The organism is Sphingopyxis fribergensis, from assembly GCF_000803645.1.
GTDB lineage: Bacteria > Pseudomonadota > Alphaproteobacteria > Sphingomonadales > Sphingomonadaceae > Sphingopyxis > Sphingopyxis fribergensis.
In genome coordinates, this window is record NZ_CP009122.1 from 1,999,492 (window position 1) to 2,014,449 (window position 14,958).

The 14,958-nt window shown below is 62.9% G+C and carries 16 protein-coding genes; 12 read left to right on the forward strand and 4 right to left on the reverse strand.

Features of this window, described 5'->3' with window-relative positions; all coding sequences use genetic code 11:
• Positions 1–10: 10 nt before the first annotated feature.
• From SKP52_RS09310 to SKP52_RS09325, 4 genes are read left to right on the forward strand one after another with little or no spacing between them, the layout of a single operon-like run.
• On the forward strand, positions 11–649 hold the full coding sequence (locus tag SKP52_RS09310) for a CpaD family pilus assembly protein (RefSeq protein ID WP_039574252.1): 639 nt from the start codon (positions 11–13) through the stop codon (positions 647–649).
• Entirely contained in the window at positions 649–1,920 is a 1,272-nt protein-coding gene (locus SKP52_RS09315; RefSeq protein ID WP_039574256.1) for a pilus assembly protein CpaE, read from the forward strand. The genes SKP52_RS09310 and SKP52_RS09315 overlap by 1 nt, the downstream gene beginning before the upstream one ends.
• 54 nt (positions 1,921–1,974) lie before the next feature.
• Complete coding sequence (locus tag SKP52_RS09320) at positions 1,975–2,946, forward strand: type II secretion system F family protein (protein ID WP_039574258.1); 972 nt, start codon at positions 1,975–1,977, stop codon at positions 2,944–2,946.
• A gap of 13 nt (positions 2,947–2,959) precedes the next feature.
• Entirely contained in the window at positions 2,960–4,000 is a 1,041-nt protein-coding gene (locus SKP52_RS09325) for a type II secretion system F family protein (RefSeq protein WP_052208022.1), read from the forward strand.
• A gap of 59 nt (positions 4,001–4,059) precedes the next feature.
• On the opposite strand, the gene SKP52_RS09330 is transcribed toward SKP52_RS09325, so the two are convergent.
• Both SKP52_RS09330 and SKP52_RS09335 read right to left on the reverse strand, forming a co-directional pair.
• On the reverse strand, positions 4,060–5,061 hold the full coding sequence (locus tag SKP52_RS09330) for a fumarylacetoacetate hydrolase family protein (protein WP_039574261.1): 1,002 nt from the start codon (positions 5,059–5,061) through the stop codon (positions 4,060–4,062).
• 57 nt (positions 5,062–5,118) lie between these two features.
• Entirely contained in the window at positions 5,119–5,532 is a 414-nt protein-coding gene (locus SKP52_RS09335) for a hypothetical protein (RefSeq protein WP_039580465.1), read from the reverse strand.
• Between the two features lie 149 nt (positions 5,533–5,681).
• On the opposite strand from SKP52_RS09335, the gene SKP52_RS09340 reads away from it, so the two are divergent.
• The 3 genes from SKP52_RS09340 (at position 5,682) to infA (ending at position 7,576) form a co-directional block, all read left to right on the forward strand.
• Positions 5,682–6,911 (forward strand): sensor histidine kinase, encoded by a 1,230-nt coding sequence (locus SKP52_RS09340; RefSeq protein WP_039574264.1) that lies wholly within the window; start codon positions 5,682–5,684, stop codon positions 6,909–6,911.
• 190 nt (positions 6,912–7,101) lie between these two features.
• Entirely contained in the window at positions 7,102–7,308 is a 207-nt protein-coding gene (locus SKP52_RS09345; protein ID WP_039574267.1) for a cold-shock protein, read from the forward strand.
• Positions 7,309–7,312: 4 nt separating this feature from the next.
• Positions 7,313–7,576, forward strand: coding sequence for a translation initiation factor IF-1 (infA, locus tag SKP52_RS09350; protein WP_039574271.1), 264 nt, complete (start codon positions 7,313–7,315; stop codon positions 7,574–7,576).
• A 25-nt stretch (positions 7,577–7,601) separates the two neighbouring features.
• Here the strand turns inward: infA and SKP52_RS26040 are convergent, their stop codons facing one another.
• Complete coding sequence (locus SKP52_RS26040) at positions 7,602–7,814, reverse strand: hypothetical protein (RefSeq protein ID WP_148309066.1); 213 nt, start codon at positions 7,812–7,814, stop codon at positions 7,602–7,604.
• Here SKP52_RS26040 and SKP52_RS09355 point away from each other — a divergent pair.
• Positions 7,804–8,022, forward strand: a complete 219-nt coding sequence (locus SKP52_RS09355; RefSeq protein ID WP_039574275.1) for a hypothetical protein — start codon at positions 7,804–7,806, stop codon at positions 8,020–8,022. The two genes, SKP52_RS26040 and SKP52_RS09355, sit on opposite strands and share 11 nt — an antisense overlap.
• Positions 8,023–8,034: 12 nt before the next feature.
• Here SKP52_RS09355 and SKP52_RS09360 read toward each other — a convergent pair whose 3' ends face one another.
• Positions 8,035–9,384, reverse strand: a complete 1,350-nt coding sequence (locus SKP52_RS09360; protein WP_052208025.1) for an aspartate aminotransferase family protein — start codon at positions 9,382–9,384, stop codon at positions 8,035–8,037.
• 128 nt (positions 9,385–9,512) lie between these two features.
• Between SKP52_RS09360 and SKP52_RS09365 the strand changes: the two genes are divergently transcribed.
• From SKP52_RS09365 to SKP52_RS09380, 4 genes are read left to right on the forward strand one after another with little or no spacing between them, the layout of a single operon-like run.
• Positions 9,513–10,859 (forward strand): glutamine synthetase family protein, encoded by a 1,347-nt coding sequence (locus tag SKP52_RS09365; RefSeq protein WP_039574277.1) that lies wholly within the window; start codon positions 9,513–9,515, stop codon positions 10,857–10,859.
• Positions 10,860–10,873: 14 nt separating this feature from the next.
• Positions 10,874–12,142: an NAD(P)/FAD-dependent oxidoreductase gene (locus tag SKP52_RS09370; protein WP_039574278.1), complete on the forward strand. Its 1,269-nt coding sequence runs from the start codon at positions 10,874–10,876 to the stop codon at positions 12,140–12,142.
• A complete protein-coding gene (locus SKP52_RS09375) occupies positions 12,139–13,482 on the forward strand; it encodes an aspartate aminotransferase family protein (protein ID WP_148309067.1) in 1,344 nt (447 codons plus the stop codon). Before SKP52_RS09370 ends, SKP52_RS09375 begins: the two co-directional genes overlap by 4 nt.
• A 7-nt stretch (positions 13,483–13,489) precedes the next feature.
• Positions 13,490–14,881, forward strand: a complete 1,392-nt coding sequence (locus SKP52_RS09380) for a glutamine synthetase family protein (protein WP_039574280.1) — start codon at positions 13,490–13,492, stop codon at positions 14,879–14,881.
• Positions 14,882–14,958 lie beyond the last annotated feature (77 nt).

Genomic DNA, 14,958 nt, shown 5'->3' on the forward strand with positions numbered 1-14,958 from the left:
GAGCAAAGTGATGAAGAAAATCGCAACTTGGACGGTCCTGGCCCTGGCCACGTCGCTCGCCGGCTGTACCGGCGCCGCGTACAGCAACCACAGCCTCGAATCGGTGCACCAGCCCGTCGTGCGCAACGCCATCTATCAATTCGATGTGGCAGCAACGAACGGCGAACTCCCGCCCAGCGAACAGGGCCGTCTGCAAGGCTGGCTCGACGCAATGGGCGTCCGATACGGGGATCGCGTCGCGATCGAGGACACGTCGGTTTATGGCGCCAGCTCGGCGCAGGCGACCGTCCGTTCGATGGTCGAACGCCGGGGATTGCTGCTCAGCACCGATGTGCCGGTGACGACGGGCGCCGTACCTGAAGGGCATATGCGCGTCGTCGTGACACGCGCTTCGGCCTCGGTTCCGGGCTGTCCCAACTGGGAGAGCAAGTTCACGCTCAATCCGACCAATGCGACGTCGGCGAACTATGGCTGCGCGACGAACGGCAACCTTGCCGCGATGATCGCCGATCCGAACGATCTGATCAAGGGCGCCAGCAACACCCGCAGTGACCCGACGGCAGCGACACGGGCGATCCAGACCTATCGTACGAAACCCCAGACCGGTGCCGGCGAATTGACCAAAGCACCCACCAGCGGAGGCAACTAATGAACGCTCCTTTCAAATCGTCAGGACTGCGTGACCCCTTCAATGCCTTCGTCTGCGACGACGATACGCTGGAGCTGATCCGCGCCGCGGCCAACGACATGGGCTGGCCGATCGAAAAATGTAACAAGGGTGGCCTGCGCAATGCGGTGCAATCGCTGTCGGTTTCCGCCAGCCCGAATATCCTGTTCGTCGACATGTCGGAATCGGGCGACCCGATCAACGACATCAACGCGCTCGCCGAAGTTTGCGAACCCGGTACGGTCGTGATTGCCGCCGGCCAGGTGAACGACGTTCGCCTCTACCGCGACCTTCTGTCGAGCGGCATCCAGGACTATCTGCTGAAACCGCTGTCGCTCGAACAGGTCCGCGAATCGCTCACCATGGCGCAGGCCATGCTGTCGGCACCTAAACATGCCGATATGCACGACGACAAGCCCCACCACATGATGGGCGTCGTCGGCGTGCGCGGCGGTGTCGGGGCGTCGCTGGTCGCGACATCGCTCGCCTGGGCGATCAGCGACCAAGCGGGGCGCCAGACCGCGCTGCTCGATCTCGACGTCCATTTCGGTACGGGTGCGTTGACGCTCGACCTCGAACCGGGACGCGGCCTGATCGACGCGATCGACAACCCCAGCCGCATCGACGGTCTGTTTATCGAACGCGCCATGGTGCGTGCGTCGGACAAACTCAGCCTGCTGTCGGCAGAAGCGCCGATCCATCAGCCGGTGATGACCGACGGTTCGGCCTTTTTCCAGCTGGAAGAGGAACTGCGCTCCGCCTTCGAGATGACGATCGTCGACATCCCGCGGCAAGTCCTGATCCCCTTCCCGCACCTGGTTTCCGAAGCGGGCACGATCCTGCTCGTCAGCGATGTCACGCTCGCCGCGGCGCGCGACACGATCCGCCTCCTGTCCTGGTTCAAACAGAATGTCCCCGGCGCACGCGTCCTGCTCGTCGCGAACAAATATCAGACGGCAGTCGGCGAATTGTCGCGCAAGGAATTTGAATCGTCGATCGAACGCCAGATCGACATCGTCATTCCGTTCGACCCGAAACTGGTCACCCAGTCTGCAAAGCTCGGCAAATCCTACGCCGAAACCTGCAAGGGCACGAAATCGGCGCTGGTGTGGAGCAATCTGATGCGCCTGATCCTCGACGGCGCCGACGTCGAAGCCGAGGAAGCGCAGATCGCCGCAGCAAAGAGCAAATCGGGCAGCTCGCTGCTCGGCAAGCTGGGCCTGACCAAAAAGGGCGTGAAACAGGCGGCATGACGGCCCGTCTGACGGGCCGTCACCCTCCAGCGATAGAAGCGGACATCAGCTGACATGAATCTGCCAGTCATCCTTATCGTCGCCGGGGCTTTCCTGGCCTTCGCGATCCTCGTGATCCTGCTTGGCGGGCCTTCGGCCAGCAAGGCGAAGACACGCCGGTTGGCGATGGTCAAGGACCGCCACGCGGCCTCGACCGAAGCGGTGGTCGCGGCGCAGATGCGAAAGACGATCCAGTCGGGGGGGCGCAAGAGCGACTCGTCGCTGGTCGCCCTGATGCCGCGCCGGGACGAGCTGGAACTGCGCATCCGGCGGACCGGGAAAAACTGGACGCTTACGCAATATATGTTCGCTTCGATGATGCTGTTCGTCGTCGCGACTGGCGGCATGCTGATCGTGCGCGCACCGTTCCTGATGGCCGGACTGATCGGGTTGTTCATTGGGCTTGGCCTGCCATATCTCGTCGTCAGCGTGCTGATCAAAAGGCGTGTGACGCAGTTCAACGCCCGCTTCCCCGACGCGATCGACCTGCTGGTGCGCGGCCTGAAATCGGGCTTGCCGGTCACCGAAACCTTTCAGATCGTGAGCCAGGAACTCCCAGGTCCCGTCGGCGAGGAATTCAAGGGCATCATCGAACGCATCCGTATCGGCAACACAATGGAAGCCGCGCTGCAGGAATCGGCGAACATGCTCGGCACGCCCGAATTCCAGTTCTTCTGCATCACGATCCAGATTCAGCGTGAGACGGGCGGCAACCTGGCGGAAACGCTGGCCAATCTGTCGGACGTGCTGCGCAAGCGCGCCCAGATGAAGCTCAAGATTCGCGCGATGTCGTCCGAAGCGAAAGCATCGGCCTATATCGTCGGTTCCTTGCCCTTTTTTGTGTTCGGCGTCGTATGGTCGGTGAACCCCAGCTATCTTGCGGGCTTCTTCCATGAAGAACGGCTCATCATTGCGGGACTGGGCGGGCTCGTGTGGATGAGCATCGGCGCCGGCATCATGGCCAAAATGGTCAACTTCGAAATCTGAAGGGGCAGACATAGTGAACAGCAGCCTCCTTCTCTCCGCCTTCACCGGCGCGCAAAGCGGTCCGAAGATACTCGGTATCGACGTCATATGGGTCGGCACCCTGCTGGCGGCAGTGGGCGTGTTCGCCGTGCTGCTCGCCATCTACAGCGCGCTGACCGTTCGCAATCCGATGGCCAAGCGCGTAAAGGCGCTGAACGAACGCCGCGAGCAATTGAAGGCGGGCATCACGGCCTCGACGGCCAAACGCCGCGCGCGGCTGGTCCGCAAGAACCACACCGCCGACAAAATGCGGACCTTTCTTGGCCGGCTCCAGGTGCTGCAAGAAGGCCAGGTCAAGGAGGTCCAGCAAAAGCTGGCACAAGCGGGTATCCGGTCGAAGGATTTGGCCGTGGCGGTCATTTTCGGTCGCATGGTCCTGCCGATCCTGTTCGGCGGCACCGCCCTCTTCCTGATCTATTGGGTCGATATGTGGCCCGATCTCACCACCACAAAACGGGCGCTTTATTCGATGATCGCCTTGGTGCTCGGTTACAAGGCACCCGACCTCTTTGTCGACAATATGCGCCAAAAGCGCACCGACAAGATCCGCAAAGGCCTGCCCGACGCGCTCGACCTGCTCGTCATCTGCGCCGAAGCCGGTTTGACCGTCGACTCCGCCTTTTCGCGCGTGTCGAAGGAACTGGGCCGCGCCTATCCCGAACTTGGCGAAGAATTCGCGCTGACGTCGATCGAACTGGGCTTTTTGACCGAGCGTCGTCAGGCGTTCGAGAACTTCTCCTATCGCGTGAATCTGGAATCGGTGAAGGGCGTGGTCACGACCATGATCCAGACCGAAAGATACGGTACCCCGCTCGCCAGCGCGCTGCGCGTGCTATCGGCAGAATTCCGCAACGAACGCATGATGCGCGCCGAGGAAAAGGCCGCGCGTCTGCCCGCGATCATGACGGTGCCGTTGATCCTGTTCATTCTGCCGGTGCTGTTCATCGTCATTCTCGGCCCGGCGGCCTGTTCGTTGAGCGACGCGATGTCCGGCGGCAGCCTCGGCGCCAAATAGCCGGCACCGCCGACGCAAAAATGAAAGAGGGCGGAAGCAATTCCGCCCTCTCTTTTTTGTCAGCCGACGCGCTGTTCGATCGCGCCGAAAATGCTGTGGTGGCGCTCGTCGTCCATCCAGATGCGAACGGTATCGCCCTTTTGCATGAACGGCGTCTTGGGCTCGCCCTGCTGGATCGTTTCGACCGTTCGCACTTCGGCAAGGCAGCAATAACCGAGCCCGCCCGCCGCGATCGGCTTTCCGGGGCCGCCGTCGGCGTCGCGGTTCGACACCGTTCCCGACCCGATGATCGTCCCGGCACCCAGATCGCGCGTTTTTGCCGCATGCGCGATCAGCGCGCCGAAATCGAACGTCATGTCGACGCCCGCGTCGGCGCGCCCGAGCGGCTCGCCGTTGAGGTCGACCGACAATGTGCCGTGCAGCTTCCCGTCTTTCCAGCGATCACCGAGCGCGTCGGGCGTGACAAACACGGGCGACATCGCGCTCGACGGTTTCGACTGGAAAAAGCCGAAGCCTTTGGCGAGTTCCGCCGGGATCAGGCCGCGCAGCGATACATCGTTGGTCAGCCCGACGAGCAGGATCGTCTCGCGCGCCGCGACCGCATCGATCCCCTTCGGCACGTCGCCCGTCACGACGACCACTTCGGCCTCCATATCGCAGCCCCAGGCTGGATCGCCGAGCGGGATCGGGTCGCGCGGGGCCAGGAAGGCATCGCTGCCGCCCTGGTACATCAACGGATCGTGCCAGAAACTGTCGGGCATCTCGGCGCCGCGCGCCTGCCGCACCAGCGCGACATGGTTCACATAGGCGCTGCCGTCGGCCCACTGATAGGCGCGCGGCAATGGCGACGCGGCATCATGTTCGTGAAAGCGGTCCTTCGGAATCGCGTCATGGTTGAGATCCTCGGCCAGCGCCGCGAGGCGCGGGGCGGCATAGGCCCAATTGTCGAGCGCCGCCTGCATCGTCGGGGCGATCTGGCCGGCGTCGGCATACCAGGCGAGGTCGTCCGAGACGACGACCAGGCGTCCGTCGCGGCCCTGTTTGAGCGAAGCTAGTTTCACGAAAACTCCTTTGGCTGACGATGCGGCTGAACCGACATCGCCTCAAAGGAACGAAAATCAGCGCGGCGTCGTGATCGATGCGAAACAGGTAAAGCCGCTCTGCCCTGCCTGCAAGCGCCGGATATATTGAAGATAGGCCTGAGACTGGTTGTAGGTCGTGCCGGGCAGCGTCTGTCCGCGGAACGCCCGCTTCACTTCCTCGCCCGTGAAGGGCCGCGGCGAGCCTGGAAACGCGCCCTTCGTGCCGGGCGGAACCAGCTTGCCCGCGGTATCGATATATTTGCCCGCCCCCGTCGCCCCCGGAATCGGAATCTGGCAATTCATCACCGACACGGCGGTTTGCGCGAACGCGGGTCGGATCGTGAGCGCGGCAGACACGCCGACGGCACCCAACGCCAGCATCCGGCGGCGCGAAGGGATCGTTTCTTCCGTCTCCACGGCGTTTCCGGCGGGAATGTCGCTATTTTCCATGTCGCGCGCATAACCGAATGAAGCGCCAAGGAAAAGCAAAAGACAGGCCTTCCTTTTGCCGTTCCCGCTTTGAGACATTCGCCGATCGAGTGTTAATTACCGTAAACATCCTTGCGCACCATCATCGCTTCGTGCGAGGCGCAGCGACGATGTTCGATCGCCTTTCCAGCCTGGTCATCGCTTTGACGCTGGTCGCCATCGCGGCAATTTTTGCCACGCTGGCAGGGGGCGATCCCTTGTCGATCGCGATCATGGTGATCGCCGGCTTCCTTGCCGCGGCGGTGGTCTACAGCGCCCTTCCCGCCTTGTCCGACGCGAAGAGCACCGGGCCCGCGCCTGTGGCCGCCCCGCCGGTCTCCTTGCTCCGGCACCCCGATTTTGCCCATTGGGTCGATCAGGAAAAGGAGCCCTTGATCGGCGCCGCCGACAATATTGTCACCATCGCCAACGACGCAGCCATCCGGCTGCTCGGCCGGCATATTGTCGGCGCCGATGTCCGCACGGCGATCCGTCATCCAGCCGCGACCGACTGGCTGTCGCAAATTGGCGAGAATGCCCAACTCGACACGATCAACCTGATTGATTTTCCTCGCCCCGGCCAGCGCTGGACGATGCGCATCGCCGCATTGTCGGGCCGCGAACAGATCATCTTCCTGTCCGACCGCTCGGCGATCGACGCCGCGGACCGGATGCGGTCGGACTTCGTCGCCAATGCAAGCCACGAACTGCGCACGCCGCTCGCCGCGATCCTCGGCTATGTCGAAACGCTGCAGGACATGAACGGCGAGACCGATGGGCCGACGCGCCATCGCTTTCTGTCGATCATCGAACGCGAGGCGCGGCGGATGCAACAATTGGTGATCGATCTTCTGTCGATCTCGCGCGTCGAGGCCGACCGCTTTCGCCGCCCCACCACTCCGATCGACCTTGCCGCCATCGTCCAGACGACGATCGCGCAGTTGCGCGATAGCGAGCATCCGCGCGCGAAGGACGTCGTCGCGAAGCTAGGCGACAACCCGCAACCGATGCTCGGCGACGAGGCGCAGTTGGCTCAACTCGCACACAACATCATCTCGAACGCGATGAAATATGGCCATGCCGGCACCCCGGTGACGGTCGAACTGGCGCGCGAAGGCAGCCGCGTGCGGCTGTCCGTAACTGATGAGGGTGATGGCATTGCGCCCGATCACCTGCCCCGCCTGACCGAGCGATTCTATCGCGTCGATGAAGCGCGCAGCCGGTCGGTCGGGGGCACGGGGCTTGGCCTCGCGATCGTCAAACATATCAGCGAGCGCCACCAAGGGCAGCTCGATATCGATAGCGAAGTCGGCAAAGGTACGCGCGTTTCGGTTACGTTCCCGCTTGCCGCGAAGGGCTAAACAGGCGCGGTCCAACGCGCGAATCCCGGCCTATCCTTGACTTTTCATGGTTCAAGGCCCATCTTCGGCAAGCTATCGTCGCCTACGACGGATTTTTTTGCCTGTTTGGCGGACACTTCCATCCTCACGCTACCTGGCGCCATCGGCACGTTGCCGGTGGTAACTCCGATTCCGTGAAAGGAACGACCCCATGCCCACCGGCACCGTAAAATTCTTCAACACCGAAAAAGGTTATGGCTTCATCGCGAACGAAGATGGTTCGGGCGATAATTTCGTCCATATCACCGCCCTCGAACGCGCCGGGATGACGACGCTGAACAAGGATCAGCGCGTTTCCTATGACTTGGAAACCGACCAGCGCGGCAAGACCGCCGCTGTCAACGTCCAGCCGGCCTGATCTTTTGGCCAAAGAGGAACTACTGACCCTCGACGGCCAGATCGATGAGATTCTTCCCGACGGGCGCTTTGGCGTCGTGCTGGAAAATGATCATCGGATCATCGCTTACACGGCCGGCCGGATGCGACGTTTTCGTATCCGGTCGGTTGTCGGCGATGCCGTCCGCGTCGAAATGACGCCGTACGACCTGACCAAAGGCCGCATCGTTTATCGTGATCGCGGCGCCGGTCCGGCCGGTGGCGGCCCTAAAAAGGGCAATCGACGCTGAATACCCAACCAGAACAAAACAATGATTACAGGATATTATGAACTTTAATTTGAATGCTTTTCCTTCCCTCCTTCGGCCCTTTGCCGCAATCGATGCGCCGGCCGAAAAGACAGCCCGGCGATCGCCGACCTTGACGCGACGCGAACTGCGCCGCCTGATCGCCCAAATGGTCGACTAACTCTTCAGCAAACCGACCTTCAACCAAACCAAACCAAGGATTTTCCGCCATGTCGAACACCAGCGATTTCTACCTGATCCAGGCGGACAAATGCGCGACCGACGCGGCGGAAAGCGCGCTGTCGCAGGTTCGCGACCGCAATCTGCGCGCCGAACAGGCTTGGCGGACCATGGCCGAGCGCCTGATCCAGACCGAAGCGACGCGTGCAAGGCAGGTCGCGGCTGCAGCCGCCAAGGCCGAAGCCAACGCTGAAGCGAACGCCGACTGACGGGATTTCCCTTCAGTCGATACGGCCCAGCAATTCCCCAACCTTCCCGAACATCTCATCGATCTGCGCCTTCTCGACGATCAGCGGCGGCGACAGCGCAATGATGTCGCCCGTCGCGCGCACGAGCAGGCCATTGTCGAAACAGGCATGGAACAGTTCCATCGCGCGCGCGGTCGGTGCTCCTGGGCGCGGTTCGAGTTCTATGCCGGCGACAAGACCGATGGTGCGGATGTCGATGACATGGCGCGCACCTTTCAGGCTGTGCGCCGCATCCTCCCAATAGGTGCCAAGTTCCGTGGCGCGGTCGAACAGCCCGTCGCGGGCATAAAGATCGAGCGTCGCCAGGCCCGCGGCGCTCGCGAGCGGATGCCCTGAATAGGTGTAGCCGTGGAACAGCTCGATGCCGCCCGGCACGCTGTCGATCACCGCATCATGGAGTTCGCGCTTGACCGCGACCGCGCCCATCGGCACCGCCGCGTTGGTCAGCCCCTTTGCCATGGTGATAATGTCGGGGGTCACGCCCCATTGCCCCGCCGCCGTCGCGCCGCCGACGCGGCCGAACGCGGTGATGACCTCATCGAATATCAGGATGATACCGTGCCTGTCGCAGATCTCGCGCAGCCGTTGGAGATAGCCGGTCGGCGGTATGAGTACGCCGGTCGACCCCGCCATCGGCTCGACGATCACCGCCGCGATCGTGTCGGCGCCGTGCAGGTCGACCAGGCGCTGCAGGTCGTCGGCTAGCTCGGCGCCATGCTGCGGAAAACCGCGCGTGAAGGCGTTGCGTTCGATGTCGTGCGTGTGGCGGATATGATCGACACCCGGCAGCCCGCCACCGAAAGCGCGCCGGTTGTTGACGAGCCCGCCGACGCTGATCCCACCAAAGCCGGTGCCATGATAACCGCGCTCGCGCCCGATCAACCGCGTGCGCGTCCCCTGACCTTTGGCGCGCTGGATGTTCAGCGCGATTTTGAGCGCCGTATCAACCGACTCGGACCCGCTGTTGGTAAAAAATATCCGGTCGAGACCCTCGGGCATCAGCGCCGCGATCCGCTGCGCCAGCTCGAACGGCAGTGGGTGCCCCAACTGAAACGTCGGCGCGAAATCGAGCGTTGCGGCCGCCTTCGCGATCGCTTCGGTGATTTCGGGACGGCAATGGCCCGCATTGCTGCACCACAGCCCCGATGTGCCGTCGAGAATCTGCCGCCCGTCGCCGGACTGGTAATGCATGCCGCTTGCCGAGACGAGCTGGCGCGGGTTCGCCTTGAACGCGCGATTGGCGGTAAAGGGCATCCAGAAGGACGCCAGCGGATCATTCTCACCCTTCACGGCCCACTCTCCCAGCCAGTCGAACGCGTGCATAGTGGCCGCGCCCCGCGATGCTGGCAATGTCGAAAATGGCCGATAACGGCCCCTCTGGCGCTTCGCTCCGACTCAGGATAGGCTGTCTGTGCACAAACGGGCCGGCTCCTCGGCCCAATCGGGGGCTCATGTCAGTCAATCTGGAACAATGGATCAGCGACCATAAAATCGACGAAGTCGAATGTATCGTCCCCGACATAAACGGGGTTCAGCGCGGCAAGGTCCTGCCGGCCAAGAAGTTCCTCTCCTCGGTGAAGGACAAGTCGCTGCGCATTCCCGGCAGCGTGTTCATCTGCACGATCGACGGTCATTATCCCGAGGATATCGACGACATCTGGGACAAGGATCCCGACAAGATTTTGATCGCCGATCCCGACACGATCTGCGTTGCGCCCGGCTTCACCTCGCCGACCGCCTTCGTGATCGCCGACGCCTATAATGGCGACGGCAGCGAGGTCGACATTGCGCCGCGCACGATCCTGAAAAAGGTGTTGAACCTCTACGCCGAAAAAGGCTGGAAACCGATTATCGCGCCCGAGGTCGAGTTCTATCTCGTGTCGCAGAATGCCGACCCCGATTTCCCGCTGACCCCGCCCGTCGGCCAGTCGGGGCGCAGCGAAACCGCGAGCCAGCCCTATGGGCTGGAGGCGATGAACGAATATGAGGATATCATCGATCATATCTATGACGATTGCGAGCTGATGGGGCTCGATATCGACACGATGATCCATGAAATGGGCGCCGCGCAGCTCGAAGTGAACTTCGAGCATGGCGATCCGCTGCGCCTCGCCGACGAAGTGTTCCTGTTCAAGCGCGTCGTGCGCAATGTCGCCAAACAGCACAGTGTCTATGCGACCTTCATGGCGAACCCGATGGCGGGCCAACCGGGCAGCGCGATGCATATCCACCAGTCGGTCGTCGATGCGGCGACGGGCAAGAACCTGTTTTCGACCGCAAACGGGCGCGATAGCGCGATGTTCCGCAGCTATATCGCCGGCCTCGTCCGCTACATGCCGCAAATCTCGCCCTTGTGGGCGCCCAACGTCAACAGCTTCCGCCGCATGCGTCCCGACAGCGCCGCGCCGATCAACGTCCAGTGGGGCGAAGACAATCGCTCGTGCGGCTTTCGCGTACCGATTTCCGACAAGAATAACCGCCGCGTCGAAAACCGCCTGCCCGGCGCTGACAGCAACCCCTATCTCGCCATCGCCGCCTCGCTGATCTGCGGCTATATCGGGATGGTCGACCGCATGGTGCCTGCCAAGCCGATCACCGGCAGCGCGTACAACCGCGCGCGTACCCTGCCGCGCACATTGGAAGCCGCGCTTGATCGTTTCAGCTCGTGCAAGAAGGTTCGAAACCTGCTCGGCGACGATTTCTTCGAAATCTTCTTTGCCGTGAAGGATTATGAGCTGTTCAACTACCAATCGGTCGTATCGAGCTGGGAACGCGAACATCTGTTGATGCGGGTCTGACCCGCAGCACGGCCATGACCGACCCGCTTGCCAACAGCTATTATGCCGCGACTGCGCATCCGTGGCGGTCCTCGTATGAAATGGGCGACGATCTGTCGTTCGACGTTGCTGTGATCGGTGGCGGTTTCACGGGATTATCTGCGGCGCTGGCCTGCGCCGAGCGCGGCTTTTCGGTGATTCTGATCGAACGCGAACATATCGGATTCGGCGCGTCGGGCCGCAACGGCGGACAGCTCATCCCCGGTCTGCGCTGGTCGGCCTCCGAACTGGAGACGGAATTCGGCCGCGGCCGCGCGGATGCGCTGTTCGACCTGTGCTGGCGCGCGAACCCGGTGAGAACCCGCATCGAAAAGCATGGCATCGATTGCGACCTCAAGACCGGTCACCTCGAGGCGGCATGGACGCCCAAGGACTTCGACGCGATGAAACGCGAGGCCGAGTTTCTGGCGACGCGTTTCGCTTATCAGAGCGACGTCGTCGCAAAGAGCGACATGGGCGCGCATATCGCAAGCCCGCTCTACCACGGCGGCATCCACGATCCGCAGGGCGGGCATTTCCACCCGCTGAACTATGCGATCGGCCTAGCGAGTGCTGCCGAAGCCGCTGGCGTCTGCATCTGGGAAGCCGAACGCGCCTACGAAATCACCGACGCGCCCAAGGGCCTCGGTATAATGACCGACCGCGCGCATATCGCCGCGCGCTATGTCATCGACGCGACTGACAGCTGGATCGGTCAGGTCGAACCCGACCTCGGCCGCTACACCGTGCCGATCATGAACTATAATATCGCGACCGCACCGCTCGTGAATGCCGATGCGCTACTGCCCAGCGACGCCGCGGTTGCCGACAGCCGGTTCGTGCTCAACTATTTCCGCCTCTCGGCCGACAAACGCCTTATCTTTGGCGGGGGCGAGCGCTATTCGCAGACCCCGCCGCGCGACATTGCGGCGTTCGTGCGGCCTTTCATGGCGCAGGTTTTCCCACAGATCGCCGATGCGAAGATCGATTTTGGATGGGGCGGCGCGGTCGCGGTGACGTTGAACCGGCTGCCGCATATCGGACGGCGCGGGAATGTCTTTTACGCGCATGGCTTCTCGGGCCACGGCGCGTTGGTCACGACACTCGCGGGCGAACTGATCGCCGAAGCGATGGCGGGAACCGCCGAACGCTTCGATGTCCTCGCAAACCTGCCGTCCAAACCATTTCCCGGCGGCAAATGGCTCCGCCAGCCGCTCGCGACGCTCGGGCTGCTCTATTATGCGATGAAGGACAAGCTCGGGTGATCTCGGCCGCCGCTATCACCCGCGTCGCCGAGCGCGAAGCCGACCGCTTCCGCTACGTTAATCCACGCGCTTTTGCACATCACGCGGCCGCGAAAGGCTGGTTCCAGTCGGTCCCGTTCCACTGGATGCGCGACTGGCCCAGCCCGGTTCCGATCGTGGCGGCATCGGCGAAGGACGCAACGCTGGCCAGTATCGATGGCCAGACCTACGATGACTTCTGCCTCGGGGACACCGCGAGCCTGTTCGGCCATTCGCCGCCCGCCCTCGCCGCGGCGCTGGCCAAGCAGGCCAGCGAAGGCCTGAGCTACATGCTCCCGACCGAACGCGGTGCCGAGCTGTCGCAGCGTCTCGCGGCAATGTTCGCCTTACCGCAATGGCAGGTCACGACGACCGCCAGCGAAGCCAATCGCGCGGTGGTCCGCTGGTGTCGCGGGATCAGCGGGCGCAACAAAATTCTCACCTTCAACGGCGCCTATCACGGCGCGGTCGACGACGCTTTCGTCGATCTGAAGGGCGGCGTACCGACGATGCGCGCCAGCCTGGTGGGCCAGGTCCACGACCTGCGCGGCACCACCGCGGTGATCGAGTTCAACGACGAAGCCGCACTCGCAAACGCCCTGCGTGGCGGCGATATCGCCTGCGTACTCGCCGAGCCGGTGATGACCAATGTCGGTATGGTCCGCGATGCGCCTGGCTTCCTCCAGACGCTGCGGAGGCTCTGCACCGAGACTGGCACCCTGCTCGTCTTCGACGAGACGCACACGATTTCGTCGGGCTATGGCGGGCACGGCGTCACACACGGCCTCGCGCCCGACCTGATGGTCGTCGGCAAGTCGATCGGTGGCGGCGTACCTTGCGCGATCTATGGTTTTAGCGCCGACGTTGCCGAACGCATGGCCGATCTCTACACGTCGCGTCCCCCGGGTCACAGCGGCATCGGGACGACGCTGTCGGCCAACGCGCTCGCGATCACCGCAATGGACGCGATGCTCATCGAGGTCATCACGCCCGCCGCCTATGATCTGATGCTGCGCGGCTCCGCACGCCTCGTCACCGGGCTCGAACAGGAAATCGCCACCGCCAACCTTGACTGGCATGTCACGCAGGTCGGCGCCCGCGTCGAATTTCTCACCTGCCCTACCCCGCCCCTGAGCGGCGGCGAGGCAAAGGCGGCGATGCATCCCGAACTCGAAGCCGCGATCCATCTGTTCCTCGCGAACCGCGGGATTTTGCTGGCGCCGTTTCACAATATGATGTTGGTGAGCCCGGTCACCGGCGATGATCAGATCGACCGGCTGGTCGGCGCCTTTGCCGACTGCGTGCGGGCATTGAAGGAGTAGAGGGGCGATGTCGAAGTCATCGGGCGTGATCGCGCCGCGTTCGGAGGCCGAAGCCTTTTTCAAAGCCAACCCAGACGTCGATTCGATCGAGATGATCTACACCGACTTCGGCGGCGTCCCGCGCGGCAAGCGGCTGCGGCAGCATGAGGTGATGGCGGTTTACGAAAGCGGCCGCATGTTCCCGGGTTCGATCACCGTCGTCGACATCACCGGGCAGGACACGGTCGAAACCGGTCTCGTCTGGGAGGATGGCGACGCCGACCGCTCGATGAAACCGATCCCCGGCACGCTCGTTCGCACCCCGTGGGGCGGCGAGACTGCCGCGCAGTTTCTCGTCGATTTCTACGAGCTCGACGGCACCCCGCACGACCTCGACCCGCGGCATGTGCTTGGCGGCGTGATCGACCGCTTCACCGCCGACGGACTGACCCCGGTGCTCGCGGTCGAGCTCGAATTTTACCTCGTCGATCCGCGCCGCGCCCGCGATGGCCGCGTGCGCCCTGCCCGCCCCGACTACAGCCGTGACACGTCGCGCAATGTCGAAGTCTATGGCCTGCGCGAACTCGACGATTTCCGCCCCTTCTTCGATGCCCTCTACGCCGCGACCGACGTACAGGACCTGCCGCTCGAAAGCGCGATTTCCGAATTCGCTCCCGGCCAGTTCGAACTCACCCTTCGCCACAAACCCGACGCACTCCGTGCCTGCGACGATGCAATCATGTACAAGCGCCTCGTCAAGGCGATCGCGCAGCAGCAGGGGCTCGAGGCGACTTTCATGGCCAAACCCTTCGCCGATCAAGCGGGTAGCGGCATGCACATCCATGTCTCGGTCAATGACGGCAGCGACACCAACATCTTCGCGAGCGACGATCCCGAAGGCACGCCCGCGCTCCGCCACGCGATCGGCGGCATGATCGGAACCGTCGGCGACGGGTTCGCGCTCTTCGCACCACATGCGAACAGCTATCGCCGCTTCAAGGCGAACAGCTATGCCCCTGTCGCGCCGACCTGGGGCGTCAACAACCGCACCGTATCCTTCCGCATTCCCGCCGGCCCGCCGCCGAGCCGCCATGTCGAACATCGCGCGTGCGGCGCCGACGCCAACCCCTATCTCGCGGTCGCCGCGGTCCTTGCTGGTATGCATCATGGCATGACGAACAAGGTCGATCCGGGCGCCGCGGTGGTCGGCAACGGCTATGACCGCGACAACAGCGGCGACGACAAGCCGCCGTCGAACTGGTTCGCCGCGGTCGATCGCTTTCATGGCTCCAAGCTGATGCGCGATTACCTTGGCGAGCGCTTCGTCGATATGTTCAGCATCGTGAAGCGCGTCGAACAGGACCGTTATTTTGGCGTCGTCCCCACGCTCGATTATGATTGGTATCTGCGCAACGCCTGACGATGCTTGGAACAAAGTTTCAAAGATTCTTGGTGCAGCGCAAAATAACCTCTTTCCAAGCCGACTTTAATGAGTCA